We start from the raw sequence: 25,278 nt of genomic DNA on the forward strand, positions 1-25,278 counted from the left end.
TTGGGCCCGAAAGATGCCGGGCCGCTTCGGTGTGCGCCGCGGAAAAGTCGTGCGCGCCACCGGACGGCTCCGGCACAGGGGTCCGGCGGGCAGCCGTGGCCGCCCGCCGGGTCCAAAAGGGCCTTACTTCTTGGCCGGGGTCTCCTTGACCGTGACCTTGCCCTCGACGATCTTCTTCTTGGCCGCTTCGATCTTGTCCTGGATGTCGGCGATGAAGCCGCCCGAGGTGGACAGGCGCACGCCGTTGTCCTTGAGCGTGTAGGTCTTGTTGCCGGTCATCGGCTTCTTGTCCGTGACGCTCTTGACCAGGTCGAAGACGGCCACGTCCACGTTCTTCATCACCGAGGTGAGGATGGACGCCTTGTACTTGGCCAGGCCCGGCTGCTCGAACTGGTCGGAGTCCACGCCGATGGCCCAGTTGCCGCCCTTGCCCGCGACCATCTCGATCGCGCCGTTGCCGGACTGGCCGGCGGCGGTGTAGATCACGTCGATGCCGTCGTCGAGCATGCCCTTGGCCTTGCCCTTGGCGGCGGCCGGGTCGTTGAAGCCCTTGTCGTCGTTGGCGTACAGGTACTGCGAAGTGATCTTGGCCTTCGGGTCGGTGTCCGCTACACCTTGTTCGAAGCCGGCCTGGAACTTCTGGATCAGGGCGTTGTTCACACCGCCGATGAAGCCGACCTTGTGGGACTTGCTCTTCAGGGCGGCGGCGACACCGGCGAGGTAGGAGCCCTCGTGCTCGGCGAACTGCATGCCGTAGACGTTCTTGGCCTGGGAGGGGGAGTCCACCACGCCGAAGGTCGTGTTGGGGAAGTCCTTGGCGACCTTGTTGATGGAGGGGCCGTACTTGAAACCAACGCCGATGACGGGGTTGTAGCCCGCCCGGGCCAGGGAGGACAGACGCTGTTCGCGCTCGGCCTCGGTCTCACCGTTCTTGGCGGTCATCTGCTTGCTCTGGAGGCCGAGCTCCTTGTCGGCCTTTTCGACACCACGGGCCGCGGCCTCGTTGAAGGAGTGGTCGTCCCGGCCGCCGACGTCGAACGCGAGGCCGACGCCCTTCTTCTTGTTGCCGCTGGAGGACTCCGTGGAGGACTTGCCACAAGCGGTGAGGGAAGCGGTGAGAGCCACGGTGGCTATACCCGCAGCAGCGATCTTGGATACCCGGCGCACGAGGGATCCCTTCGACTCGTAGCGCCACCATTGGCGCTGGTTCGGCGGCATCGTAACGCGCGTAGAAGGGAGTTAAACCGATCGTCCGAAGCCGTTATCGGATTGTCGCGAACGGCCCTTGACCGGTCTCTTACGGACGGTTGCGATCAAGTAGGGCAGCAGCCGTGAACAGCTCCACCCCTACCTGAATAGCTCGCTCATCCACGTCGAAATCACCACGATGCAGATCATGCCGGGCGGTATCGCCGACGGGGCGCACACCGAGCCGTGCCATCGCGCCGGGGACGTGCTCCAGGTACCAGGAGTAGTCCTCGCCGCCGAGTGACTGCTCGGTGTCCTCGACCGAGCGGGGGCCGCGGCGGGCCGCCATGGCGTCGTGGAGCAACTGGGCGCAGCCCGCCTCGTTGACCACCGGCGGCACGCCCCGTACGTAGTTGATCTGCGACTTCGCGCCGTACAGGGTGGCGATCTCATCGATCACGGCGTGCACGAGATCGGGTGCGTGGTGCCAGGCGGCAAGATCCAGACAGCGGACCGTCCCGGCGAGTTCGGCGCGCTGCGGGATCACGTTGCAGGCGTGTCCGGCCTGTAGCCGGCCCCAGGTCAGGGCCAGGCCGGCCCGGGCGTCCACCCGGCGCGCCAGCAGGGCCGGGGCGTCCACGGCCACCCGGGCGGCGGCGGTGACCATGTCGGTGGTCAGGTGCGGACGGGCGGTGTGGCCCCCGGGCCCGTCGAGCTGGACCTCCAGCCGGTCGCAGGCCGAGGTGATCGCTCCCGTACGCAGCCCGATCCGGCCGACCTCCACCCGCGGGTCGCAGTGCACGGCGAGGATCTGTCCGACGCCCTCCAGGACCCCGGACTCGATGGCGTCGGTGGCGCCGCCCGGCATGATCTCCTCGGCGGGCTGGAAGATCAGCCGTACGGGGCGGGGCAGCCGGCCTTCGCGGGCCAGTTCGGCCAGCAGCAGACCGGCGCCGAGCACGACGGTGGTGTGGACGTCGTGGCCGCAGGCGTGCGCGCGGTCGGGGATCGTGGAGCGGTAGGGGACGGTCTTGGTGTCCGGGATGGGGAGCGCGTCGATGTCTCCGCGCAGCGCGAGCAGCGGGACGGGGTCGCTGTCGGAGCCGGTGGCGGCACTGGGGCCGGTGTCGGTACCGGGGCCGGTGAGGGGGCCGGGGTTGCGTACGGGATGGCCGTGGGACCAGGCGGCGGCCCCGGAACGGGATCCGGGTGCGGAGCCGGTGCCGATGTCGCAGATCAGCCCGGTGCCGGTGTCCAGGACGCGGGGCGTCAGGCCCGCCCGCTCCAGTCGTGCCTTGAGGGCGGCGGTCGTACGGAACTCCCGCATGCCCAGTTCCGGGTGCATGTGCAAGTCGCGGCGGAAGGCGATGAGTTCGGCACGCAGCTCCGGCGGCAGCGTGCCGGGCAGATCACCGCCGGCGTCCTCCCCGGCGGATGTGTCATCGACTGCGGAGTTACAGGACATCAAATGGTTCACCCGTTGAAGGTTACGGGGCCGGGTGGGGCAACTGTCCCTCGATCAACAAAAGTTCAGCCCGATAGGGGAAGGGGATCTAGGCCGCCCGGCGCATGAGTGAGTCATCACGGGGGTAGATTTTCAGGTTCACCCTGCGGTCATCGGTGCGTCGAACGAAAGTCGGTGCACGTCCCGGGCGGTGTCCGTGACCCCCGACAGGAATCCCTGCGCGCGCGGCGACGCCTTGCTGGTCAGCCAGCCGGGGTCGACATCGCAGACCGCGACCCTGACCCCGGTGCCGACGAGCGCCAGCGGCAGGGTGTGGACGACCGTGGAGGGAAAACTGAGGACCAGGCGCCCGACGGGGCCGCGTCGGGCGATGAGTTCGAGGGGCAGGTCGGGACGTACCACCTCCAGGCCGGTTTCCGTGGCCAGCCGGTGCAGTTTGTGTACGCTCTCGCGGCGGTGGGCGAAGTAGCGGGTGGCGCCGTGCGTACGGGCCAGCGAGCGCACCGCGTCCAGATAGCGGTCCGGGTCCACCACGCCGGTCTCCACCAGCGAGGTTCCGACGATGTCGGTGCCGCGGGTCAGCCGGGGCGGGCCGAAGCGGCGGCGGGTCCAGGCGAATTCGTTACGGGTCACGCGGACCCCGGGCAGTGCCTGGACGGGCATGGAACTGAAGAGGCCGACGGTCCGTGAGCCGCCTTCGCGCGCGGGCGTGAGCCTGCGGCGCGCGGTCGCCGAGAAGGGCGCGAAGAGCAGGTCGCGCGCCCCGCCCCCACCCCCGTTGCGGTGCCAGCGCACCAGCCGCTCGCCCCTGGCCAGTTGGGCGACGAACTCCATGGTCGCGGTGCCGTCGTCGACGACGACCAGGTCCCGGGCCCGGGTGAGGGTCAGCAGGAGCTGTACGTACCGCGAGAAGGGATCGCCGATGACGACGCGCCGGGTGCGCCGCAGCCGGGGGGCCAGTCCCCCGATGGTGCGCAGCGGCGCGCCCGCCCCGCCGCGCGCCTCCTCCCATCGCACGGAAAAGCCTTCTTCGCGCGCGAGTTCGGCCATCCGGCGCAGTTGGCCGCGGGTCATGGGGTCCTGCGGCGAGAGGACGACGACGGTGACCGCGGCGGCCTGCTCGGCGTGGGCCCATTCCAGGACGTTCAGGAGCTGGACCGGGCTCTCGACGAACGCCAGCGTGTCGCACTCCACGCCGGGGCCGGGGTCCGGGCCGGGGGCGGAGTCGGTTCCGGAGCCGGGGTCCGGGCCGGGGCGAGGGCCGGAACCGGGGTGGGATGCGGCGTCGCGGCCGGCGTCATGCTCCGGGCCGGATCCGGGACCGGTCGGCGTCCCAGGGCCGGGCGGTGCCCCGGCCGCGGTACCGGAGCCGGGTCCGGGGGTACGGCGCGGGGCCGCCGCCGGGTCCTCGCGCTGCCGCGGCACCCCCAGGAGCGGCCCGGCACACGGTCCGGCCGGCTCCTGGGGCGGGCTCGCGGCCCCCTCTGATGAGCTCACGGTGTACGTCCCCTCCGCCGGGCCGTCAGACCGAGACCGGCTCGCGGTCGGCCCCTGCCTCCGTACCGGACCCGGCCGCCGTACCGCCCCCGGACCGCGTCCGCGCTCCCGCCCCGGCCCGCGCCTCGGCCTCCGCCACCACGCCCGCGACCCGGCGCAGCTTCTTCATCGGACCCAGCTCGCTCTCGTACACCTTCTTCACCCCGTCACCGAGGGACTCCTCGATGGTGCGGATGTCGCGGACCAGACGGGTCAGACCACCGGGCTCGACGGAGGCGGCCTGGTCGGAGCCCCACATGGCGCGGTCCAGGGTGATGTGCCGCTCGACGAAGACGGCGCCCAGGGCGACCGCGGCGAGGGTGGTCTGCAGGCCCGTCTCGTGGCCGCTGTAGCCGATCGGGACGTTGGGGTACTCGGCCTGGAGGGTGTGGATCATGCGCAGGTTCAGTTCCCGGGCCTTGGCCGGGTAGGTCGAAGTGGCGTGGCACAGCAGGATGTTGTCGCTGCCCAGGACCTCGACGGCGTGCCGGATCTGCTTGGGGGTGGACATGCCGGTGGACAGGATGACGGTACGGCCGGTGGCGCGCATGGCGCGCAGCAGCTCGTCGTCGGTCAGCGAGGCGGAGGCCACCTTGTACGCGGGACGTCGAAGCCCTCCAGGAAGGCGACGGACTCCACGTCCCAGGGCGAGGCGAACCAGGCGATGCCGCGCTTGTGGCAGTACTCGTCGATGGCGCGGTAGCCGTCCTCGTCGAACTCCACGCGGTGGCGGTAGTCGATGTAGGTCATCCGGCCCCAGGGGGTGTCGCGCTCGATGTCCCACTGGTCACGCGGGGTGCAGATCTCAGGGGTGCGCTTTTGGAACTTCACGGCGTCACAGCCGGCGTCGGCGGCGGCGTCGATCAGCGCGAAGGCGTTCTCCAGTTCACCGTTGTGGTTGATGCCGATCTCACCGGTGATGTAGACGGGCCGGCCGGGGCCGACGGTCCGGTCGCCGAGGGTGCGGAGGCGGGAGTTGCTGGTCATCGGAGAAGTCCTTCTCGGTGGGTTGCGCATCGGATTCACAAGGACGGGCCGAGGAGCCAGGCGGCGATCTCGCGGATCGCGCCGTCCCCTCCGGCCCTGGTGGTGACGGCGCGGGCGGCGCCGCGCACCACGTCGTGCGCGCCGGCGACCGCGACCGGCCAGCCGGCCAGCGCGAAGCACGGCAGGTCGTTGACGTCGTTGCCGACATAGAGCACCCGCTCGGGCGCGATGCCCTCCTCCTCGCACCACTGCTTGAGCGCGAGGTCCTTGCGGTCGACGCCGTGGAGTACGGGCAGCCGCAGCTTGCGGGCCCGCGCGGCGACGACCGGGTTCCGTTCGGTGGACAGGACCAGCAGCTTCAGGCCCGCGGCGCGCAGGGCCGCGATGCCCAGCCCGTCGCCGCGGTGCACGGCGACCATCTCCCGTCCGTCGGAGTCGATCAGTACCCGGTCGTCGGTCTGGGTGCCGTCGAAGTCCAGGACGACCGCGTCGACGTCCGCGCGGGCCGGCAGTGCGCCGGGGCGCGCGGCGTCCAGGAGGGGCGCCAGCGCACGGGCGCGCGCCAGGTCGTGCGGGTCGTCGATCTCCAGCACCCGCGCGGGGTCGGTGCGTACGGGTTCCGTACGGCCGAAGAAGCGGTGGCGGGCGGCGCGGAAGCCGTGCGCCTCCATGGCGTAGGCGGCACCGGTCTCCAGGAGGTCCTGCGGCCGGTCCTGGCGGCGCGGGCGGAAGGACTTGTCGTGGTTGACGCCGTACCCGCCCGGGGCCGTGGCCAGGGTCGCGGTGGCGCCGGTCCCGGCGACCGCCGCGCCCGTCCCCGCGCCTGTCCCCGAGGCCGTCCCGCCGGCCGGCCCGGTGTCCGCGTCGTCCGCCGCGTCGCGCCACACGAAGCCGTGGAAGGGGGCGACGGTCAGCGCGCTGTCCGCGCCGCCCGTCACCACCGCGGCGGCCACCGCGTCGATGTCCTCGCTGGTCAGGAAGGGGCTGGTGCACTGCACCAGCAGGACCGCGACCACCCGGGCGCCGTGCTCGCGCTCGTAGACCTCCATGGCGTGCAGCACCGCGTCCTCGCTGGTGGCGGTGTCGCCGGAGAGGTCGCCGGGACGCCGTACGATCACCGCCCCGGCGCCCCGGGCCACCGCCGCTATCCCGTCGTCGTCGGTGGAGACCACGACATCGGTGACCAGGCGCGCGGCACGGCACTCCCGTACGGCGCGGGCGATCAGCGGCACTCCCCCGACGGGGGCCAGGTTCTTGGCGGGCACGCCCTTGGAGCCGCCGCGGGCGGGCACGACGGCCACGACGGCGGGCCGTACGGACGGCGGCGGCGTGCTCGCGGGCGCGGTCGCGGTCGTGCCCGCAGTTGTGCCCGCGGTTGTGCCCGCAGTCGTGCTCCCGGTCGTGCTCGCGGGCGCGGTCGGCGGCATGGAGGTCTCCTTCCGGGGGCCGTACGGGCTCCGGGGACGGACGGCGAAGGTGGTGTCGGCGGGGCTGGCTCCGGTGCCCCGGCCGGGCGGACCGCTCACAGTTCCCCCCAGCGGCGGATGGCGGGCGCCACGCGCTGGACGCCGTGCCGGTACGCCCCCGCGCGGCCTCCCGCACCGTCTCGCGGGCCACCCGCCGCAGCCCGCCGGCGCCCGCGCCCCGACCCTCGTCCTCCCGCAGGGCCTGGCCGGGCAGCGGCTCCCCCCGCGGGTCCAGGCCGTACCGGGCGAGGATGCCGGGCAGGTAGCCCGGGGCGGTGCGCGGTGTGTAGTACGGGGCGAGCGGCGGCAGTTGTCCGGCCTCGCACAGCGCGGTGACCTTCTCCCGTACGGCGTCGAAGGCCCGGTCGTAGGTGTCCTGGCCGGGCCCGGCCGCCGGGTCGCGGACCGCGACGCCCTGGCCGGCCAGCCACGCGGGGTCCGGCTCGGGCCGGTGTCCGGCGTCCAGCTCGTCCCAGGAGGCCAGGCAGCCGGAACCCAGGAAGTGGTGGTTGCCCAGGGCTTCGCGGATGCCCAGGTCGGTGAGGACGGCGGTGGGGATGCCGCGGTGCAGGGACTCCAGTGCGGCGGTGGAGCTGACCGTCACCAGCAGGTCGGTGCGGTCCAGGACCTCGCCCATGTTCCCGTACACCAGGCGGCAGTTGGCGGGCAGCCCGCCGGGGAGCCTGCCGACCAGCTTCTGGTACGGGAGTTCCTCGATGTGCGTGGTGTGCTCGCCCGGCTTGCTGCGCAGCTTGACCAGCACCTGCCGCCCGGGGTGCCGGCGGGCGTGTCCGACGGCCCTGCGCAGCAGGTACATCCGGTCCTCGCGGCGCTCCGGGACGGAGGGCTGGGCGGCGAACACCACGGTGTACGGGTCGTGTTCGCGCTCGTAGGGCGCACCACCGAGGAAGGGCAGCGCGCACTCGGCGACGCTGTGGTGGTCCGCCCCCACCCCCCGGTACACGGCGCGGAAGCGCTCCGCGTCGTGCCGGGAGTTGGCCAGGACGACATCCGCGCCGTGCCGCAGCAGCAGCCCGTCCGCCAGCTTCTCGTAGACGACGCCGACATAGCCGGTGACGACGACGGGGCGGCGGGCGGCGCCGTCCCAGGCGCGCGCCAGACCGTGCAGCACGGCCTGTACGGCGCCGCCCACGCAGGCCAGCACCACCACGTCGTACGCCGCGCGGTCGACCATACGGACGAAGTCCACGCCCCGGATCTCCCGCAGCGACCGCGCGCGGGCACCGACCTCCTGGAGCTGGCGGACCGTGGGAGTGGCGCGGCCACGCAGCAGATATCCGTCCAGTCGGATGTCCGGCTGGATGCGGTACGCGGTCATGGCGCCCCATTTCCATCGGGTGTCCGAATCGGCGAGCACGGCGACACGCGTCGGGGAAGTGGTACGAGTGGGCACGACGAAGACGGTAGGAAGGCATTCCGATTGGCGGACCAACTCGGCCGCAACAAAGGGTGAACAGCGCGCCGACGCGCGGCGGGAAGCAGGCGGGAGGCGGGGCGGGAAAGCCCGGTTCACCGTTTTGCCGCGCTTCGTTCACTCCGGGGACCGCATACCGTAAAGCCGAATGCCGGGCCGCCGCCTAACGTCACGCGGGTGGTCAAGCTCTCCGTCATCGTGCCGTTCTACAACGTGCAGACATACGCGCCCGACACCCTGCGGAGCCTGGCGGCCAATGCCCGCGAGGACTTCGAATTCCTGCTCGTCGACGACTGCTCGCGCGATGAGACCCCGCGGATCCTGGAGCGGGCCGAACGCGAGCTGCCGGGCGCCCGGGTGCTGCGCCACGAGCGCAACGGCGGCCTGGCCACCGCCCGCAACACCGGGCTGGCGGCGGCCCGCGGCGAGTACCTCACCTTCCTGGACGGTGACGACTGGCTCGCGCCCGGCTATCTGACTGAACTACTCGCCGCCATCGAGGAGTTGGGCTGCGACTTCCTCCGCACCGATCATGTGCAGTGCACCGCGCGGGCCCGTACGGTGCACCGTGTCCCGCACGGGCGGCGCGGTGTCGTCATGGACCCGCGCGAGCTGATCCTGCCCGCCGACCGCTCGACGTCGGTCGACTACGCGTACGCCTGGGCCGGCATCTACCACCGCCGGCTGCTGGACGATGGGGTGCTGCGGTTCCGGGACGGACTGCGGACCGCGGAGGACCGCCCGTGGATCTGGCGGCTGCACCGCGAGGCGTCCTCCATGGCGGTGGTCGGGCTGCTCGGTGTCTTCTACCGGCGCGGCGTCGCCTCTTCCCTGACCCAGATCGGCGATGTCCGGCAGCTCGATTTCATTCGCGCTTTCGACCAGGTCGTCCAGGAAACGGCGAAGGACCGGGACGCGGCCAGGCTGCTGCCGAAAGCCGTACGGACTTATTGCGCCATCATTTCCCACCACCTGGGTTCGATCGAACGGTTCGAACCGCAGGTCGCCCGCCAATTGCGCACGATGAGCGCCGCCGCGCTGCGGCGCATGCCGCAGGACGTACTGAAGGAAGCCCTGGATTCGATGGACATGCAGCGTGCGTCCCGGCTGCGGCGGCTGCGCCGGCGCCCCGTCCCCGGTGAGGTGGCGGCCTGATGCCCGTCCCTGCCCCCGCACCCGCTCCCGCTCCCGCTCCCGAGAAGGCCGTACGGCACCGCTCCCGTACGCAGATCTTCCTCACCTCCACCCTGTACGGCGCGGCCACCCTGGCCGCCGCGCTGGACGCCGAGGTCTTCGAACCGGCCGGCCGCCGGCTACTGCTGGTCGCCAACAACGCGGCGACCCCGGAGACCACCCCGGCCCTGGATGGCATGCCCGGCTTCGAGCGGCTGCGTGAGCGTTTCGACGCGGTGCTGTCGTGGAACGAGACCATCCGCCCCTTCCACCCCGGCGGCTGGTCCCCGCGCGCGGACGACGTCCCGCTGTGGGAACGGTATCTGCGCCTGCTGTGGGGGCTGGGCGAGGACGAGGTCACGCTGGTCGTGGAGTCGATCCAGGTCAGCCCGGCACTGGCGCTCGTCCAGCTCTTCCCCGGCGCGCCCGTGGAGGTCTACGCCGACGGCCTGATGAGCTACGGCCCCACCCGCAACAAGCTCGGTCCGCTCGTCGGCACCCGGGTGAGCCGGCTGCTGCACCTGGACCTGGTACCGGGCCTGCGACCGCTGCTCCTGACGGAGTTCGGGGTCCCGGCACAGACCGTACCGACCGACGCGTTCACGAAGGTGCTGTCCGAACTCACCGACGCCGCGCCCGCGTTGGACGTTCCCGAGGGCGGCGCACTGCTGTTGGGGCAGTACCTGTCGGCGCTGAACATCCTCACTCCGCAGGAAGAGGAGGAGCTGCACGTACGGATGGTGCGCGGGGCCGTACGGCACGGGCACCGCGAGGTGGTCTTCAAGCCCCACCCCTCCGCGCCGGCCCGCTGGTCCCGCCTGCTGGAGCAGGAGGCCGAGCGGCTCGGCGCCACCCTGACCGTCCTGGACGAGCCGGTGCTGGCCGAGGTGCTGTACGAGCGGATGCGCCCGGCGCTGGTCGTGGGCTGCTTCTCCACCGCGCTGCTGACGGCCACCGCCTTCTACGGCCTGCCGGCCGCACGGGTGGGTACGGGGCTGCTGCTGGAGCGGCTGACCCCGTACCAGAACAGCAACCGGGTGCCCGTCACGATCGCCGACGCGCTGCTGCCCGACCTGGAAGCCGGGCAGGCCGGGCCGCCCAAGCCGCCCTGCGAGGACATCAACGGCCTGGTCACCGCCGTCGGTTACGCCATGCAGCACCAGATCTACGCCTCCTTGCGCCCCGCCGCCGAGCGCTATCTCGCCCGGCATCTGAACGACCACACCCGCCGCTACTTCAAACGCCGCCGGCTGACCGCGCTGGCGCTGCCCGGCGCCGTCCCCGTCCAGTTCTCCTTCATCCCGCGCAACGCGGCCGTGCGCCGGGTCGCCCGGCGCGCCCGGGCCGTACAGCGGCGCCTGAAGAAGCGGGCCGCGGCCGGATGAGCGCGCAGACTCCGGCCGCCGGCATACCGGAGGGCCGGGCGCCCGCTCCGGCCCCGGCCCCCGTCACGGCCCCGCCGGTCGTACCCCACGTCCCGGCCCAGGCTCCGGCTCCGGCCCCGGCGGTCGTACCTCACGTCCCGGCCCAGGCTCCGGCCCCGCCGCGCGAGCGGTCCCGTACGGCACGGTCCGCGACCTCTGGCGCCTCCGGCCGGCCGGGCGGCGTACCACGGCTGCGGGCCCTGGACGGCCTGCGGCTGCTCGCCGCGCTCATGGTCGCCCTCTACCACTACGGCGGCCGGGGCGGTGAGGTCACCGCGGCCTGGGGCAGCTCGCCGGCCCAGCAGTTCCCCACCGCCTCGGGCCTGTTCGCGTACGGCTGTCTGGGCGTGCAGATCTTCTTCGTCATCAGCGGCTTCGTCATCTGCATGAGCGGCTGGGGGCGCTCGCTCCGCTCGTTCACCGCCTCCCGCGTCGCACGTCTGTACCCGGCCTACTGGGTGGCGATCCTCCTGGTCACGGCGGTGTTCGCGCTGCCCTGGGTCGCGTACAAGGCGCTGAGCCCCAGCGAGGTGCTGACCAACCTGACCATGCTCCAGCAGCCGCTGGGCGCCAAGAGGGTGCTGGGGGTGTGCTGGACGCTGTGGGCGGAGATGCGGTTCTACGCGCTCTTCGCGCTCCTGGTGATCCTGCCGGGGGCGACCCGCCACCGCGTCGTCGTCTTCTGCGCGGGCTGGACCCTGGCGGCGGCCGTCGCCCGAGCCACCCACGTACCGGCCCTGGACATCATCCTGATGCCGCAGCACGCGCCGTTCTTCATCGGCGGCATCGGCTTCTACCTGCTGCACCGCTTCGGCGGCCGGGACCCGGTGGCCTGGGCGATCGTCGCGGTGAGCTGGCTGATCGGACAGCACGAGGCGGTCGCCGCACTGTGGCACCCGCCCTCGCCGGGCGCCTTCTCCCAGCGCTCCTCGCTCGGCATCATCGCCGTGGTGACGCTGGGATACCTGCTGGTGGGCGCGGTGGCTCTGGGCAAGCTACGGTGGGCCAACTGGCGGTGGCTGACCGTCGCGGGCGCCCTGACCTATCCCTTCTACCTCGTCCACGAGCACCTGGGCTGGGTCGTCATACGCGGCCTGCACACCGGTCTGCGCCTGCCCGCGTACGCCACGCTCCCGCTCACCTGCGCCGCGATGCTACTGCTGGCGTGGGTGCTGCACCGCTGGGTGGAGCGCCCGCTCACGCCCGTACTGAAACGCGCCGTCGACCCGGCGCCGCGCCGCCGCTGAGCCGACGGGCCGAGGCCGGGGCCGGGCCCGGAGCTCATCCGCCCGGCCGCAGCACGGCCCGGGCGCCCGCGAGCACGATCCGCAGCCCCTCCTCGAAGCCCTCGTCGAAGCCGTCGAACAGGATCTCGCCGGCCGCCACGCTGAGCGGGAACTCGGCCCCGATGCGCCGCTCCCGGTCTCCCTGGTCGTACGCCGGGTCCCGCTCGCCCGGCACCGGGTACACGGACTGCTCCTCCACCACGAAGCCGATCGTGTAGTCGTACGCGACGGCCCAGGTCCGTGCGGCCTGGCGGAGCGTGAACCCGGCCGCCACCATGCTCTCCAGCAGCCGTTCCAGCGGCTCGTGCGAGGCGTCGCGGGCCAGCCGGGTACCGCCGAAGACCTTGGCGCCCTCCCGGTAGCCGAGGAGGGTGTGGCGGATCAGCCGGCAGGCGGTCAGGAGCCCCTGTTCCCAGTCGCCCTCGCCGAAGGAGCCGGACCGGCCCAGGAACGGACCGGTCATCTGCCGGTACATCTGGGTGGCCATCTCGTCCTGGAGCTCCTGCTTGTTCTTGAAGTGCCAGTACAGGGCGGGGGCCTGGACGTTCAGCTCCTTGGCGATACGGCGCAGCGTGAGCCCTTCGGGGCCCACCTCGTTCAGCAGCCGCAGTGCGGTCTCCACCACCTGGGCCCGGTTCAGTCGCGTTGCCATATTGACAATTTAACACCGTTAAGGGCAGGCTCGTGGCCATGGAACTTAACAACGTTAAGGACACCACTCACGCTGCCCTCCCCCAGGACGTCGACGTCCTGATCGCCGGGGCCGGACCGACCGGCCTGGCGCTGGGAGTCGACCTCGCCCGCCGCGGCATCCGCGCCCTGATCGTCGAGCGGCAGCAACACCTCTCCCCCGGAACCCGCGGTTCGGGCATCCAGCCGCGCACCCTGGAGGTCCTCGACGACCTCGGCGTGCTGGAGGCGATACGGGCGGCCAGCGACCCGTTCCCGAAGCTCGCCATATGGGACGACGGCCGGATGGTCGGCGAGTCCCAGATGGTCGAGCAGGTCGAGCCGACCCCGTCCGTCCCGTACTCCAGCCCGCTGATGGTGCCGCAGTGGCGCCAACAGGAGATTCTGTACGGCCGGTTGGCGGAGCTGGGCGGCACGGTCGCCTTCAACACCGAACTGACCGGCTTCGACCAGGACGAGGAGGGCGTACGGGCCCACCTCGCACTCCCCGGTGGCGGCACCCGGACCGTACGCGCCGGCTACCTGGTCGCGGCCGACGGCGGGCGCAGCACCGTACGCAAGGCGCTCGGCGTCGAGATGGCCGGCGAGGCGGTGTCCGAGGGCGCCGCGATGGTCGCCGACGTCCGCATCGACGGCCTGGACCGGCAGCACTGGCACCGCTGGGGCGAGACACCCAACCACTTCATGGCGATCCTGCCGGTCTCCAAGACCGATCTCTTCCAGACCATCGCCGTCTTCGAGAGCCTCGATGCGGCCCCCGAACCCACCCTGGAAGCCGTCCGCGAGACGATCGCCGCCCGCACCCACCTGGACGCCGGCCAGGTCCGCGAGATGCACTGGTCCTCGGTGTTCAGCCCGCGCGCCGCGCTGGCGGGCAGCTTCCGCACCGGCCGGGTCTTCCTGGCGGGCGACGCGGCCCACGTCCACTCCCCCGCAGGCGGCCAGGGCATGAACACCAGCGTCCAGGACGCCTACAACCTCGGCTGGAAGCTGGACCTGGTGCTGCGGCACGGCGCGCCGGACGCGCTGCTGGACACCTACGAGACCGAGCGCCGGCCCATCGCCGAGGACATCCTTGCCACCAGCTCCCGGCTGCAGCGCTCGGGCACGCTGCGCCGCGGCCGGGACCTCCACCAGCTCGGCATCGGCTACCGCGACAGCCCGCTGACCACCGAGGTCCGCACCTCCTTGCCCCAGGACGCGCTGCGGGCGGGCGACCGCGCGCCCGACGCGCCCTGCGCCACCCCGACGGCAGTCCGTTCCGCCTCTTCGACGCCTACCGCGGCCCGCACTTCACGCTGCTGGTCATCGGGGACGCCGAAGTGCCGCCGCTCGGCGCGGACCTGGCCGGCCTGATCCGTACGTACCGGGTCGACGGCCCCGACCCCGACCTGCTCGACACCGACGGGCACGCCCAACTCGCGTACGGCAAGGGCGTCTTCCTCGTACGGCCGGACGGCTATCTGGCCTTCGCCGGCGAGGACGCCGGCCGGCTGCCCGCCGCCCTGCGCGCGGTGGGCCTGGGGTAGGCGCCCGCATCGCCACTCCGGCCGGCCGCGCAGAAGACGGCGACCGGTCACCCATGAAGGCCCGTGGTGCGGGCGGGGAGTTCCCGCCCGCACCACGGGCCTTACGCCGTACGGGCCGTACGGGCACAGGACCACGCAGACCTGGGGGCGCCACCCGGGCCCCGGGCCGTCCGAGCCCTCAGGCCAGCGAGGTGTCGCCGTGCGCTTCGAGCAGGGTGCGCAGCCCCTGGGCGATGCGGTCGCACTCCTCCCGGTCCAGCGCCTCCAGGAACCGCGCCTCGTTGGCTAGGTGCGCGGCCAGGTAGTCGTCGGTGACCTTGTGGCCCTGCTCGGTGATGCGGATCTTGACGGTGCGCCGGTCGGCGCCGTCCCGCACTCGTTCGACCAGCCCCTTCGCCTCCATGCGGTCGACGCGGTTGGTGATGGCGCCGGAGGTCACCATCGAGGCGCGGCGGAAGGCGCCCGCGGTCAGCGCGTACGGGGGCCGGACCGCTTGAGCGTGGTCAGTACGTCCAGTTCACCCAGTTCGAGGCCGTACTGAGCGGCGAACGCCTTCCAGTCCCGCTCCAGCACCCGGCTGATCCGCTGGACCCTGGCCAGGACCTCGATCGGCCACAGCATGTCCGCCAGGTCCGGGCGCTCCCTGGTCCACAGACCGATGATCTCGTCCACCGCGTCGCTCATGTTCCGCCCGCCTCTTCGTCTCTCGTGCTCATCGGCAACCCTCTTCGACCCCCATCATCCTTCATCATCCTTCATCGCTGATCTTCTCAACGTTAAGAGAGTTGACGTTGAGAAGATCTTGGTGCTTTTATTTCAACGTTGAGATTATCAACGCCGACCTACAGGAGCCCCCATGTCCACCGACCTTCTCGCCCTCTCCCCCGCCGCCCAGGACCTCCTCTTCCGCGAGGCCCGTACGGCCAACACCTTCTCCACCGAGCCGGTGACGGACGAGCAGATGCGGGCCGTCCACGAACTGATCAAGTACGGGCCCACCGCCTACAACCAGTGCCCGCTGCGCATCGTCCTGCTGCGCTCCGCCGAGGCCCGCGAAAAGCTGGTCGACCTGATGGACGAGGGCAACCGGCCCAAGACCGCCACCGCGCCGCTGACCGCGGTCCTCGCCGCCGACTTCGAGTTCCAGGAGGAACTGCCGGCCCTCATGCCGCACTTCCCGCAGGCCAAGGACGTCTACTTCGCCGACCGCGCGGGGCGCGAGGAGTCCGCGTACCTCAACGCCGCACTCCAGTGCGCCTACTTCATCCTCGGTGTCCGCGCCGCCGGGCTGGCCGCGGGCCCGATGACCGGATTCGACGTCCCGGGCGTACGCAAGGAGTTCCTGGACGACGACCACTTCCCGCTGATGGTCGTCAACATCGGCAAGCCGGGCGTGGACCCCTGGTTCCCGCGCAGCCCGCGGCTGGCGTACGAGGACGTCTTCACGACCCTGTGACGGGCCGCCGACACCATCCCTGACACCACCGCCACCACCGGCCCCACTACCACCGGCACCGCCGCCACCAGCACCGCCACCACCGGCGCCCGCCCGCCACCGCACCGCCCCACGGAGACGAGACCGTGATGTCCCAGCCCAGTGAAGCCGCCCCGCCACCCGCAGTCCGTACGTCCGCCGTCGGTACGTCCCCCACCGGCCGGCCGCCCACCAGCACCCCGGCACCCCGGCGTCCGCACCGCCAGGTCCCGGTCCTGTGGCTGGCACTGCTGGCCACCCCCCTCGCCGCCGGCGCCAACGCCACGGTGCTGCTGCTGCCCGAGATCGCGCGCTCACTGAACACCGGCACCGCGACGGCGAGCTGGCTGGTCACCGCCTTCGGCTGGGCGACGGCCGTCGGCACCCCGCTGATGGCCGGGCTGCTGCGCCGGCGCGGCATCCACAGCACCCTGCGGGCGGCCACGGCCCTGGTCGCCGCCGGCACGCTGCTGATCGCGCTGGCCCCCTGGCTGCCGCTGGCCCTGGTGGGCCGGGCCGCCCAGGCCGTGGGCGGCGCGGGCCTGGTCACCATCGCCATGAGCCTGGCCGGCTCGGCGCGCCGGATGGGTGTCATCACCGCCGGGTTCGGCATGCTCGGCGCGGTCGGGCCGCTCCTGGGATCCTTCCTCGGCGAGGTGACGTCCTGGCGGCTGGCACTGTCGGTCTCACTGGTGGCCCTGGTGGCCGTACCCGTCATCGCCCGGGCCACCCCGGCCGGGCCCGCCGCCCCGGCCACCGGCCGCTTCGACGCCCGGGGCGCCGCCCTGCTGGTGGCGCTGGCCACCGCCCTGGTGTTCATCCCGCGCCACCCGCTGCCGGGTGCGGCCGTCGCGGTCCTGGCCGCCGTGGCCCTCATCGCGCACGCCCGTACCCGCCCCGACGGCTTCGTCCCGCTGCCGCTGGTGCGCAACCCGGTCTTCCTCAGCTCGGCCCTGGTCGTCAGCGCCCTGTCGACGTCCTACTTCGCCCTGCTGTACACGGTGCCCCGGCTGATCCAGAGCCGTACGGACTGGACCACCGCCGCCCTGGGCACCGGCCAGCTCGTCGCCCTGCTGACCGGTTCCGCGCTCTCCTGGCTGCTGGCGGCGGCCTCGCCCCGGATGAGCCGCCGCGCCGTACTGACCGTACTGATCGCCCTGGGCGTGCTGGCCCCGGTCATCGCCGTCTGGGCACCCGCCGCCCCGCTGATCCTGCTCGCGGCGGCAATCGCGATCTTCACGGCCACCGGCGGCAACGCCACCCTGTCCGGGTACGCCACCGGCGCCGCCGACGCCGGGCTGCGCCCCACCGCACTGGGCCTGTTCAACCTCTGCTACCAGCTCGGCGGCGCCTTCGGCCCGGCCATCGCAGTCCTGCTCATTCCCGCGGGCTGAGCCGCGTCGGCGGCCGGGCACCAGGGAACGGGCGGGCACCGGGGAACGGGCAGGCGCCGGGGGACGGGCGAGCACCGCGGAACGGGCGGGGACAGCGGGCTACAACACCAGGGACAGCAGCAGCACGCACACGATCCCGGCCACCGAGATCACGGTCTCCATCAGCGACCACGTCTTGAGCGTCTGCCCGACGTTCATGCCGAAGTACTCCTTCACCATCCAAAAGCCCGCGTCGTTGACGTGGCTGAAGAACAGCGAACCGGCTCCGACGGCCAGGACCAGCAGCGCGGCATGGGTCGTACTCATGTCGGCGGCGAGCGGACCGACCAGACCGGCGGCGGAGATGGTGGCCACCGTCGCCGAGCCGGTCGCGAGCCGGATGGCGACCGCGATCAGCCAGGCGAGCAGCAGCGCGGAGATGTGCCAGCCCTGGGAGACCTCCAGGATCATGCGGCCGACACCGCAGTCCACGAGCGTCTGCTTGAACCCGCCGCCGGCGCCGACGATCAGCAGCACGCCGGCGATCGGGCCGAGCGACTTCTCCACGGTGGTGGCGGTACGGCCCTTGGTGAAGCCGGCCGCCCGGCCCAGCGTGAACATCGCCACCAGGACGGCGGTGAGCAGCGCGATCAGCGGCGAGCCGACCACGTCGAAGACGCGCTGGGTCACGTCCTTGGGGTCGTCGACGAGGATGTCGACCAGGGCCTTGGCCAGCATCATGACGACCGGCAGCAGGACGGTGGCGACGGTGACGCCGAAGCCGGGACGCCGGTCCAGGTCCTGCGTGGCGCGCTCGGGGACCATGCTCTGCGGCGGGTGGACGTCCACCCAGCGGGCGGCGAAGCGCGAGAAGACCGGACCGGCGAGGATTGCGGTCGGGATCGCGACGAGCACGCCGAGCGCCAGGGTCACGCCGAGGTTCGCGCCGACCGCGTCGATGGCGGCCAGCGGGCCGGGGTGCAGCGGGATGAGGCCGTGCATGACGGACAGGCCCGCCAGTGCCGGGACTCCGATGCGCATCAGGGAGAAGCCGCCGCGCCGGGCGACCAGCAGGACGACCGGGATCAGCAGGACGATGCCCACCTCGAAGAAGATCGGCAGTCCGACGACGCCGGCGATCAGCACCATGGCCCAGGGCAGCGTGCGGCCATTCGCCCTGGCCAGGATCGTGTCCACGATCTGGTCGGCGCCGCCGGAGTCGGCCAGCAGCTTCCCGAGGACGGCACCGAGTGCGATCAGCACACCGGTGCCGGAGACGGTGGCGCCCAGGCCGCCGGTGAAGCTCGCGATGGCCTTGTCCAGCGGGGCCCCGGCCACCGCCCCCAGCACCAGTGACCCGACGATCAGGGACAGGAAGGCGTGCAGCTTGAACTTGGTGATGAGCAGGACGATGGCGGCGATGCCCGCGAGGACGGCGATGCCGAGCTGCGCGTGACCGGCCGTGGTGATGGGCCCGGTCGCGTCCGCTGCCAGCATCTCGACGCTGAGATGTGTCACGGCGTGTTCCCTTGTTTCTGACGCTCGCTCGGGCTTCCGCCGCCGGTAGGGGGGTCGTAGGGGACCGTCCGTCGTACGGGATCATCCGTGGTGGGGGATCATCCGTCGTACGGGCGTCCTGGCCGTCCCCGGCCGTCCGCGGCTCCGTCGCTCGCTGGTTCGTTTCTTACGCGCCCGCGCGCTGCACACGCTGTACGTGCTTGACGCGCTGGACGTGCTTGGCGCGCTGCACGCGCTCGGCTCCTTCAGGCGCTCTGCCGCCGCAGCGCGTCCACGGCGCGGGCGGTGATCTCCCCCGGCGTCCCGGACACGTCCACGGCCACGCCCGCCTCGTCCTCCCCCAGCGGTTCGAGGGTGGCGAACTGGGAGTCCAGGAGGGCGGTGGGCATGAAATGCCCCTTGCGCTCGGCCATCCGGGCCTCGATGAGCGCCCGGTCGCCGGTGAGGTGGAGGAAGACCAGGTCCGGGGCGGCGGCCCGGAGCCGGTCGCGGTAGGCGCGCTTGAGCGCGGAGCTGCTGACGACTCCGCCGCGCCCGGCCCGCTCCCGGGCCCAGGCGCCGATGGCGTCCAGCCACGGTCCGCGGTCGGCGTCGTCCAGCGGGGTGCCGGCCGACATCTTGGCGATGTTGGCCGCGGGGTGGAAGTCGTCCCCCTCGGCGTACGGGACACCCAGCTCGGCGGCCACCAGCGGACCGATCGTCGTCTTGCCGGTGCCGGCGACGCCCATCACGACGATGACGTGGGGGGTGCTCATCCCGATTACCTCGCTGTCTCCATTGACCTCTGCGCCCTCCACTGAAACCCATTAGGTACGACGTATTCAAGGGCGTGTGACGCAAACGTCATACTTAATGCGTCCGAGACCAGGACCGTAGGCTGAGCCCATGGAAGAACAGGGCCAGGGACAGGGCCGGAGGCAAGACCTGGGACAAGACTTGGGGCAAGACCTGGGGCAGGATCAGGGGCAAGGCCGGGGCCAGGGGCTGCACGCCCGCGTACTGGAGTCCTTGGGCCCTGCGATCACGGCCGGCGAGTACCCGCCCGGCACCGTCCTGCGCACCGACGAACTCGCCCAGCGCTTCGACGTCTCCCGCACGGTCATCCGGGAGGCGATACGGGTCCTGGAGTCCATGCACCTGGTCGCCTCGCGGCGCCGGGTCGGCGTGACCGTACGCCCCACCGAGGAGTGGAACGTCTACGACCCGCGGGTCATCGGCTGGCGGCTGGCCGGCCGCGACCGCCCCCGCCAGCTCCGCTCCCTGACCGTGCTGCGCTCGGCCGTCGAGCCGGTCGCCGCCGGCCTCGCCGCCCGGCACGCCACCCCCGCCCAGTGCGCCGAACTCACCGAGCACGCGATGGGCATGGTCGCCACCTCACGGGGCCAGCAACTGGAGGCGTACCTCGTCCACGACACGGCCTTCCACCGGGTGATCCTGACGGCCTCCGGCAACGAGATGTTCGCCCGCCTCGGTGACGTGGTGGCCGCCGTCCTGACCGGCCGCACCCACCACCACGTCATGTTCACCGACCCCGACCCCGCGGCGGTCACCCTCCACGTCCAGGTCGCCGAGGCCGTACGTACCGGTGATGCCGGGCGTGCCGAGCAACTGACCCGGGAGATCACCCTCGGCGCGATGGCCGAACTGGACGTCCTGGCCCCGTAGTCGGGCACGGCCGGGTGCAGCCAGGCACGGCCGGGTGCAGCCGGGCACGGTCCGTCGGGCCTCCGGCCGTCCCGGCGAGGTCGTCCGCTCCCCGTCGGGGTACGCATCCAGGCCGCGCCCCCCAGAGGGCCGCCAGTACGCCGACGCGGGTAGGTGGTGCGGGCGTGAGCGTCCGCCGGCCGGGAACGGTGGCTGACCTCGGCGCACCGCGGCGGGCACTCCGGCGGCGGGGCGCGGATTCCCGGGGTCGGCGGCCAGGACCGGTACAGCAACGAGGGTTCGGTCTATCCGCATTCCGCGCTGGTGGAGATGATCACCTATCAGGAGCGCTGCTTCCCCGGCATCGACTGGCGGTACATGGACCTGAGCCACGTTTCATGGACCGAGGTACGGGCGGCGATCGCGGCCGATCCCCCGGATGTGGCGGCGCTCACGGTATACACCTCCACCGCGCTGTGGGCCTTCATCGTCGCCGCCGAAATCAAGCGGGTCAATCCACGCGCGGTCGTGGTGTTCGGCAACGACCACGCCGGGATCCTGTACCGCGAAACACTCACGGGACGGTACGGCAGCCGGCTGGTGGACTTCGTCAGCACCGGGAACAACGGCCCCTTCACGATGATGGGACTGCTGTACGCGCTGCAAGGGCAGCTCGACCTGGCCCGGGTGCCCTCCCTGGCCTACCGGCGGCACGGCGGGGTGGTCAGCCAGCCGGCCCCTTCGTACCCCATCGACCGCCGCCTCCTGCCCGACTACCGGTTGATCGAGCCGCAGTTGGAGCGGTATTACGACAAGGCGTTCGAGATCTGGTACGCCCAGCACTACCACCTGAAACGCATGGTCACGCTGCCGCTGGACGCCGGCTGCACCTGGGGAAGGCGGCCCGGCCGACGGTGCAAACACTGCTCGATACAAGGGCTCACGCCCAAGACCACGAAAGTCTCCGCCGTCGTGCCCGTGCTGGAGCAGGTGGTCGGAGAACTCGGCGCGAACGTGTACGCCGCCGGGGACTCCACCTTCGGTTTCTCCCGGGACCAGTGGTCGGGCGAGATCGGATACCTGGACGAGTTGGCCCAGGCGTGCGCCGCCTCTCCCGTTCTGCGCGGCCACCGATTCATGCTCGCCTACGGGCTGGTGTTTGAGTTCCTGCGGTCGGCGGAGCTGTGCAAGGGGTTCATCCGCACCTGGAACGTCGGGCTGGAGGCGTTCGACCCCAAGCTGCTCAAAGGAGACTCCAAAGGCATCAACAAAGGGCCGGACCGGATGTACGAGGCGCTGGAGCTGGCGCGGAAACTGGATTACAAACTCTACGCCTCGGGAATCATGGGCCTGCCCGGCACGACGAAGGAACTGCTGCGCAGCGAGGTCGACAACTGGCTTTCCCTGGCGGAGACGTACCGCGACTCGATCACCACCATATCGGTCGCGGCCCCGGGTGTGATTCCCGGATCCCGTATGTACTGGGACTCCTTCAACTCCGACCCGGAAGTACGCGCCGCCCACGGCGAGATCATCCCGGCCCGGCACCTGACCGAGTTGTACATCCGCGAGCACACCGACGTCGAACTCGCCGACGTGGAAGCGGCGATCGCCGAAGTCGGCCGGGGGGTGATCTCGCTCGGCGAGGAACACGGCCACATGAAGTTCGGCGGCTACATGCTCGGCGGAAAGGACGAGGACGAAGAGGCGGAGCGGGCCCAACTCGATGCCCTCTGCGCCTCTTTGTGACTCCGTGACCCGTCGGCATGAAGCCGAGCCGTACGCGCCTGCTGGGGCCGACGTACACCATCACGGTGATCTGCGCCGGCTCCAGCATGCCCACCTCCCTCTACACCGAGTACGCGCGCCGCTTCCGGCTCTCCCCGTTCGCGGTGACCGGTCTGTTCACGGTCTACGTCGCCGTACTCCTCCCCACGATGCTGCTGTGCGGGGGCCTGTCGGACCGCTGGGGACGCCGCCCGGTGGCGTTCGCCGGCCTCGCGCTGGCCGCGTCGGCGTCCACGCTGCTGGCCTCGGCGCCACTGGCCTTGGCGCACGCGCCGCAGGTCCTGTACGCGGGACGGCTGCTGCAGGGGGTGGCGGCGGCGCTCACCTCCGGCGCGGCGACGGCCGCCCTGGCCGACGCCGCGCGGGAGGAACCCGACGCGCCGGAAGAACCCGGCGCCCCACAGGAGGGAGGCGCCACCCGCGCCCGGGGCGGCGCCGTCTCCCTCGCCTCGCTGGCCATCTCCATCGGCAGCGCGAGCGGCCCGCTGCTCTCCGGGACGCTCGCCGCGGTCGCCCCGCCCCCCTCTCGGCCCCGTACGTGTGCCACCTCGCGCTCCTCGCTCCCCTCCCGCTGATGCGCTGGCCGCACGGCGTACCAAAGGCGCCGGGCCCATGGCGCCCACGCCGTCCGGGCGTCCCACGGGCGGTACGGCACGACTTCACGACGGCCGCCGTCACGACCGTCTTCGCCTGGAGCCTGCTCGGCGTCTTCCTCGCGCTGGTGCCGTCGGTGGCCGCGGCCCTGAACCACACCGCCGGCACCGCGGTGGGCGGTGGGATCGTCGCGCTGATGCTGGTGTGCTCGGCACTGGCACAGTCCTGCGCCACACGGCTCGCCCCCGGCGCCGGCCAGCTCGCGGGCCTCGGCGTGATGCCGGCCGGGCTAGCGCTGCTCGTACTGGCCTCCGGCACCCGCAGCCTCCCGCTGCTGGCCGTCGCCGCCGTCGTCTCGGGGGCGGGCCAGGGCATCGGTTTCACCGGCGCCCTCACCGACCTGAGCGCGGTCCTCCCCGCCCAGGCACGCGGAGAGGTGCTGTCGGTGGCGTACGCGGTCGGCTATCTCGCCCTGGCCGTACCCGTACTCGGAATCGGCGCCCTCGCGGACCGTACGGGCGTCCTGCCCGCCGTGACATGGTTCGGGGCACTCGCCGCTCCCGGCTGCCTGATCACCCTCGCGTGGTTCCACCGCAGCAGAATCCGCACCACAGCCGTACGACGGCACTCCGCAGGCCGGAAAGAACAGCGCCCCGTCCTCCCGGCCCCCACCGCACCCCTGACCCCCTCACATACGGCACCGGCCACGGCTCCGCCACCCACCGACGACAAAGGAGACGCCGCGGCCCCACCGTAACCAGCCCCGGCGGGATTCAGAACAGCGGCTGCTGGCCCGGGAACGGCGGCGCCTCGGGATCGAACAGCTTCTCCGCGGGGGCCATCATCGGGGCGATGCGCCGCGAGCCGGGGCAGGAGACCAGGTCGAAGACCGTACGGCGGCCCGGCGGGTCGTGGCGGGCGAAACGGCCGCCGACCACGGCGATCTCTCGGGTGCAGACGGGGCAGGCGCGGCGCGGTGAGGACATGACACCAGTGTGACGCAGCCGCGCCGGCGCCTCCGGGACACGATCCGCCGGGCTTCCGGGCTTCCGGGCCCGGGCTCAGAACGGCGCCGTGGGCGTATAGGTGCCCCACACCTCCCGCAGCGTGCCGCAGACCTCGCCGACCGTCGCCTCCGCCCGCAGCGCCTCACGCATCGGGTACAGGACGTTGCCCGTACCGGCGGCGGCTTCCTTCAGGGCGGTCAGCGCGCCGGTGACGGCCGCCGCGTCGCGCCGGGCACGTACCGCCTCCAGGCGCCGTACCTGCTGGGCCTCGACCGCGGGGTCCACCCGCAGCGGCTCGTACGGCTCCTCCTCATCCAGTGCGAAGCGGTTGACGCCGACGACGGTCCGCTCGCCCGCCTCGGTCTCGCGGGCGATGCGGTAGGCGGTGCGCTCGATCTCACCCTTCTGGAAGCCGTGTTCGATGGCGGCCACCGCGCCGCCCAGGTCCGCCACCCGGTCCATCAGTTCGCGGGCCGCCGCCTCCACGCCGTCGGTCATCGACTCCACGGCGTAGGACCCGGCGAAGGGGTCGACGGTGGCGGTCACGTCCGTCTCGTACGCGAGCACCTGTTGCGTCCGCAGCGCCAGCCGCGCCGACTTGTCCGTGGGGAGCGCGATGGCCTCGTCGAAGGAGTTGGTGTGCAGGGACTGGGTGCCGCCCAGGACCGCCGCGAGGCCCTGGACGGCGACCCGTACCAGGTTCACCTCCGGCTGCTGGGCGGTGAGCTGGACGCCCGCGGTCTGGGTGTGGAAGCGCAGCATCAGCGACCTGGGGTCGCGCGCGCCGAACTCCTCCTTCATCACCCGGGCCCAGATCCTGCGCGCCGCGCGGAACTTGGCGACCTCTTCCAGGAGGGTGGTGCGGGCGACGAAGAAGAAGGACAGCCGTGGGGCGAACTCGTCCACGTCCATGCCGGCGGCCACCGCCGTACGGACGTACTCGATGCCGTCGGCGAGGGTGAAGGCGATCTCCTGCGCGGGTGAGGCCCCGGCCTCGGCCATGTGGTAGCCGGAGATGGAGATGGTGTTCCAGCGGGGGATCTCGGCCCGGCAGTACCGGAAGGTGTCCGCGACCAGGCGCAGTGACGGCCTGGGCGGGAAGATGTAGGTGCCGCGCGCGATGTATTCCTTCAGTACGTCGTTCTGGACGGTGCCGCTGAGCCGGGCGGCCGGCACCCCCTGCTCCTCGCCGACGAGCTGGTAGAGCAGCAGGAGCAGCGCGCCGGGCGCGTTGATGGTCATGGACGTGGAGACCTCGCCCAGCGGGATCCCGTCGAACAGGAGGCGCATGTCCTCAAGGGAGTCGATGGCCACACCGACCTTGCCGACCTCGCCGGCGGCGAGCGGCGCGTCGGAGTCGTGGCCCATCTGGGTCGGCAGGTCGAAGGCGACCGACAGGCCCGTGGTACCGGCGGCGATCAACCGGTGGAAACGGGCGTTGGACTCGGCGGCCGTGCCGAAGCCCGCGTACTGACGCATCGTCCAGGGCCGGCCGGTGTACATCGTCGGGTACACGCCGCGGGTGAAGGGGTACGCCCCGGGCTCGCCGAGTTCGGTGTCCGGGTCCCAGCCGTCGAGCGCGTCGGGGCGGTAGACGGGTTCGACGGGCAGTCCGCTCTCGTTGCGCCGGGCCCCGTCCGGTTGCCGGGTTCCGTCCGGTTCGTACGCCATGCCTGTACGCCTCTCTCAGCGCGGCCGTGG

The 25,278-nt window shown here is 72.1% G+C and carries 22 protein-coding genes and 2 pseudogenes; 11 read left to right on the forward strand and 13 right to left on the reverse strand.

Going from position 1 to position 25,278, the window contains the following annotated elements:
- Positions 1 to 123: 123 nt before the first annotated feature.
- The 6 genes and pseudogenes from KGS77_RS12635 to KGS77_RS12660 all read right to left on the reverse strand — a co-directional run bounded on the left by KGS77_RS12635 (position 124) and on the right by KGS77_RS12660 (position 8,020).
- The gene (locus KGS77_RS12635) at positions 124 to 1,167 is read right to left on the reverse strand and encodes a BMP family ABC transporter substrate-binding protein (RefSeq protein WP_242581031.1); all 1,044 of its coding nucleotides are present in this window, start codon (positions 1,165 to 1,167) and stop codon (positions 124 to 126) included.
- A 130-nt stretch (positions 1,168 to 1,297) separates the two neighbouring features.
- A complete protein-coding gene (locus KGS77_RS12640; RefSeq protein ID WP_242581032.1) occupies positions 1,298 to 2,653 on the reverse strand; it encodes an amidohydrolase in 1,356 nt (451 codons plus the stop codon).
- 138 nt (positions 2,654 to 2,791) lie between these two features.
- Positions 2,792 to 3,847 (reverse strand): hypothetical protein, encoded by a 1,056-nt coding sequence (locus tag KGS77_RS12645; protein ID WP_242587440.1) that lies wholly within the window; start codon positions 3,845 to 3,847, stop codon positions 2,792 to 2,794.
- 328 nt (positions 3,848 to 4,175) lie between these two features.
- Positions 4,176 to 5,176: pseudogene (locus KGS77_RS12650) on the reverse strand (N-acetylneuraminate synthase family protein).
- Between the two features lie 35 nt (positions 5,177 to 5,211).
- The gene (locus tag KGS77_RS12655; RefSeq protein ID WP_242587441.1) at positions 5,212 to 6,477 is read right to left on the reverse strand and encodes an acylneuraminate cytidylyltransferase; all 1,266 of its coding nucleotides are present in this window, start codon (positions 6,475 to 6,477) and stop codon (positions 5,212 to 5,214) included.
- 221 nt (positions 6,478 to 6,698) lie between these two features.
- Positions 6,699 to 8,020 (reverse strand): annotated as a pseudogene (locus KGS77_RS12660) (DUF6716 putative glycosyltransferase).
- A gap of 234 nt (positions 8,021 to 8,254) precedes the next feature.
- On the opposite strand from KGS77_RS12660, the gene KGS77_RS12665 reads away from it, so the two are divergent.
- The 3 genes from KGS77_RS12665 to KGS77_RS12675 are packed head-to-tail and all read left to right on the forward strand — an operon-like array spanning position 8,255 to position 11,921.
- A complete protein-coding gene (locus KGS77_RS12665) occupies positions 8,255 to 9,232 on the forward strand; it encodes a glycosyltransferase family 2 protein (RefSeq protein ID WP_242581033.1) in 978 nt (325 codons plus the stop codon).
- Positions 9,232 to 10,635 (forward strand): alpha-2,8-polysialyltransferase family protein, encoded by a 1,404-nt coding sequence (locus KGS77_RS12670; RefSeq protein WP_242581034.1) that lies wholly within the window; start codon positions 9,232 to 9,234, stop codon positions 10,633 to 10,635. The genes KGS77_RS12665 and KGS77_RS12670 overlap by 1 nt, the downstream gene beginning before the upstream one ends.
- Positions 10,632 to 11,921, forward strand: coding sequence for an acyltransferase (locus tag KGS77_RS12675; RefSeq protein ID WP_242581035.1), 1,290 nt, complete (start codon positions 10,632 to 10,634; stop codon positions 11,919 to 11,921). The genes KGS77_RS12670 and KGS77_RS12675 overlap by 4 nt, the downstream gene beginning before the upstream one ends.
- 34 nt (positions 11,922 to 11,955) lie before the next feature.
- Here the strand turns inward: KGS77_RS12675 and KGS77_RS12680 are convergent, their stop codons facing one another.
- The gene (locus KGS77_RS12680) at positions 11,956 to 12,612 is read right to left on the reverse strand and encodes a TetR/AcrR family transcriptional regulator C-terminal domain-containing protein (protein ID WP_242581036.1); all 657 of its coding nucleotides are present in this window, start codon (positions 12,610 to 12,612) and stop codon (positions 11,956 to 11,958) included.
- A gap of 38 nt (positions 12,613 to 12,650) precedes the next feature.
- On the opposite strand from KGS77_RS12680, the gene KGS77_RS12685 reads away from it, so the two are divergent.
- A complete protein-coding gene (locus tag KGS77_RS12685; protein WP_347404481.1) occupies positions 12,651 to 14,006 on the forward strand; it encodes an FAD-dependent monooxygenase in 1,356 nt (451 codons plus the stop codon).
- Positions 13,973 to 14,179, forward strand: coding sequence for a hypothetical protein (locus KGS77_RS34985; protein ID WP_347404482.1), 207 nt, complete (start codon positions 13,973 to 13,975; stop codon positions 14,177 to 14,179). Before KGS77_RS12685 ends, KGS77_RS34985 begins: the two co-directional genes overlap by 34 nt.
- A gap of 178 nt (positions 14,180 to 14,357) precedes the next feature.
- Here KGS77_RS34985 and KGS77_RS34990 read toward each other — a convergent pair whose 3' ends face one another.
- Positions 14,358 to 14,621 carry a MarR family transcriptional regulator gene (locus tag KGS77_RS34990; RefSeq protein ID WP_347404483.1) on the reverse strand — a complete coding sequence of 88 codons (264 nt, stop codon included), beginning with the start codon at positions 14,619 to 14,621 and terminating at the stop codon, positions 14,358 to 14,360.
- A gap of 26 nt (positions 14,622 to 14,647) precedes the next feature.
- Positions 14,648 to 14,863, reverse strand: coding sequence for a hypothetical protein (locus KGS77_RS34995; protein WP_347404484.1), 216 nt, complete (start codon positions 14,861 to 14,863; stop codon positions 14,648 to 14,650).
- Between the two features lie 172 nt (positions 14,864 to 15,035).
- On the opposite strand from KGS77_RS34995, the gene KGS77_RS12695 reads away from it, so the two are divergent.
- Together KGS77_RS12695 and KGS77_RS12700 are read left to right on the forward strand one after the other, a co-directional pair.
- The gene (locus KGS77_RS12695; RefSeq protein ID WP_242581037.1) at positions 15,036 to 15,635 is read left to right on the forward strand and encodes a malonic semialdehyde reductase; all 600 of its coding nucleotides are present in this window, start codon (positions 15,036 to 15,038) and stop codon (positions 15,633 to 15,635) included.
- Between the two features lie 128 nt (positions 15,636 to 15,763).
- Positions 15,764 to 17,047, forward strand: coding sequence for an MFS transporter (locus tag KGS77_RS12700; RefSeq protein WP_242581038.1), 1,284 nt, complete (start codon positions 15,764 to 15,766; stop codon positions 17,045 to 17,047).
- 99 nt (positions 17,048 to 17,146) lie between these two features.
- On the opposite strand, the gene KGS77_RS12705 is transcribed toward KGS77_RS12700, so the two are convergent.
- Both KGS77_RS12705 and KGS77_RS12710 read right to left on the reverse strand, forming a co-directional pair.
- Positions 17,147 to 18,544 (reverse strand): gluconate:H+ symporter, encoded by a 1,398-nt coding sequence (locus KGS77_RS12705; RefSeq protein ID WP_242581039.1) that lies wholly within the window; start codon positions 18,542 to 18,544, stop codon positions 17,147 to 17,149.
- 245 nt (positions 18,545 to 18,789) lie between these two features.
- Positions 18,790 to 19,299 carry a gluconokinase gene (locus tag KGS77_RS12710; protein ID WP_242581040.1) on the reverse strand — a complete coding sequence of 170 codons (510 nt, stop codon included), beginning with the start codon at positions 19,297 to 19,299 and terminating at the stop codon, positions 18,790 to 18,792.
- 181 nt (positions 19,300 to 19,480) lie between these two features.
- Here KGS77_RS12710 and KGS77_RS12715 point away from each other — a divergent pair, with 181 nt between their 5' ends.
- From KGS77_RS12715 to KGS77_RS12730, 4 genes are all read left to right on the forward strand, one after another.
- The gene (locus KGS77_RS12715) at positions 19,481 to 20,209 is read left to right on the forward strand and encodes a FadR/GntR family transcriptional regulator (RefSeq protein ID WP_242581042.1); all 729 of its coding nucleotides are present in this window, start codon (positions 19,481 to 19,483) and stop codon (positions 20,207 to 20,209) included.
- 309 nt (positions 20,210 to 20,518) lie between these two features.
- Positions 20,519 to 21,937: a hypothetical protein gene (locus KGS77_RS12720; protein ID WP_242581043.1), complete on the forward strand. Its 1,419-nt coding sequence runs from the start codon at positions 20,519 to 20,521 to the stop codon at positions 21,935 to 21,937.
- Positions 21,938 to 21,954: 17 nt separating this feature from the next.
- The gene (locus tag KGS77_RS12725) at positions 21,955 to 22,551 is read left to right on the forward strand and encodes an MFS transporter (RefSeq protein WP_242581044.1); all 597 of its coding nucleotides are present in this window, start codon (positions 21,955 to 21,957) and stop codon (positions 22,549 to 22,551) included.
- Positions 22,551 to 23,327 carry an MFS transporter gene (locus KGS77_RS12730; RefSeq protein ID WP_242581045.1) on the forward strand — a complete coding sequence of 259 codons (777 nt, stop codon included), beginning with the start codon at positions 22,551 to 22,553 and terminating at the stop codon, positions 23,325 to 23,327. The genes KGS77_RS12725 and KGS77_RS12730 overlap by 1 nt, the downstream gene beginning before the upstream one ends.
- A gap of 16 nt (positions 23,328 to 23,343) precedes the next feature.
- Here the strand turns inward: KGS77_RS12730 and KGS77_RS12735 are convergent, their stop codons facing one another.
- Together KGS77_RS12735 and KGS77_RS12740 are read right to left on the reverse strand one after the other, a co-directional pair.
- Positions 23,344 to 23,556, reverse strand: a complete 213-nt coding sequence (locus KGS77_RS12735) for a hypothetical protein (RefSeq protein WP_242581046.1) — start codon at positions 23,554 to 23,556, stop codon at positions 23,344 to 23,346.
- Between the two features lie 75 nt (positions 23,557 to 23,631).
- Positions 23,632 to 25,248 carry a methylmalonyl-CoA mutase family protein gene (locus tag KGS77_RS12740; RefSeq protein ID WP_242581047.1) on the reverse strand — a complete coding sequence of 539 codons (1,617 nt, stop codon included), beginning with the start codon at positions 25,246 to 25,248 and terminating at the stop codon, positions 23,632 to 23,634.
- Positions 25,249 to 25,278 lie beyond the last annotated feature (30 nt).

Source organism: Streptomyces sp. MST-110588 (genome assembly GCF_022695595.1).
GTDB lineage: Bacteria > Actinomycetota > Actinomycetes > Streptomycetales > Streptomycetaceae > Streptomyces.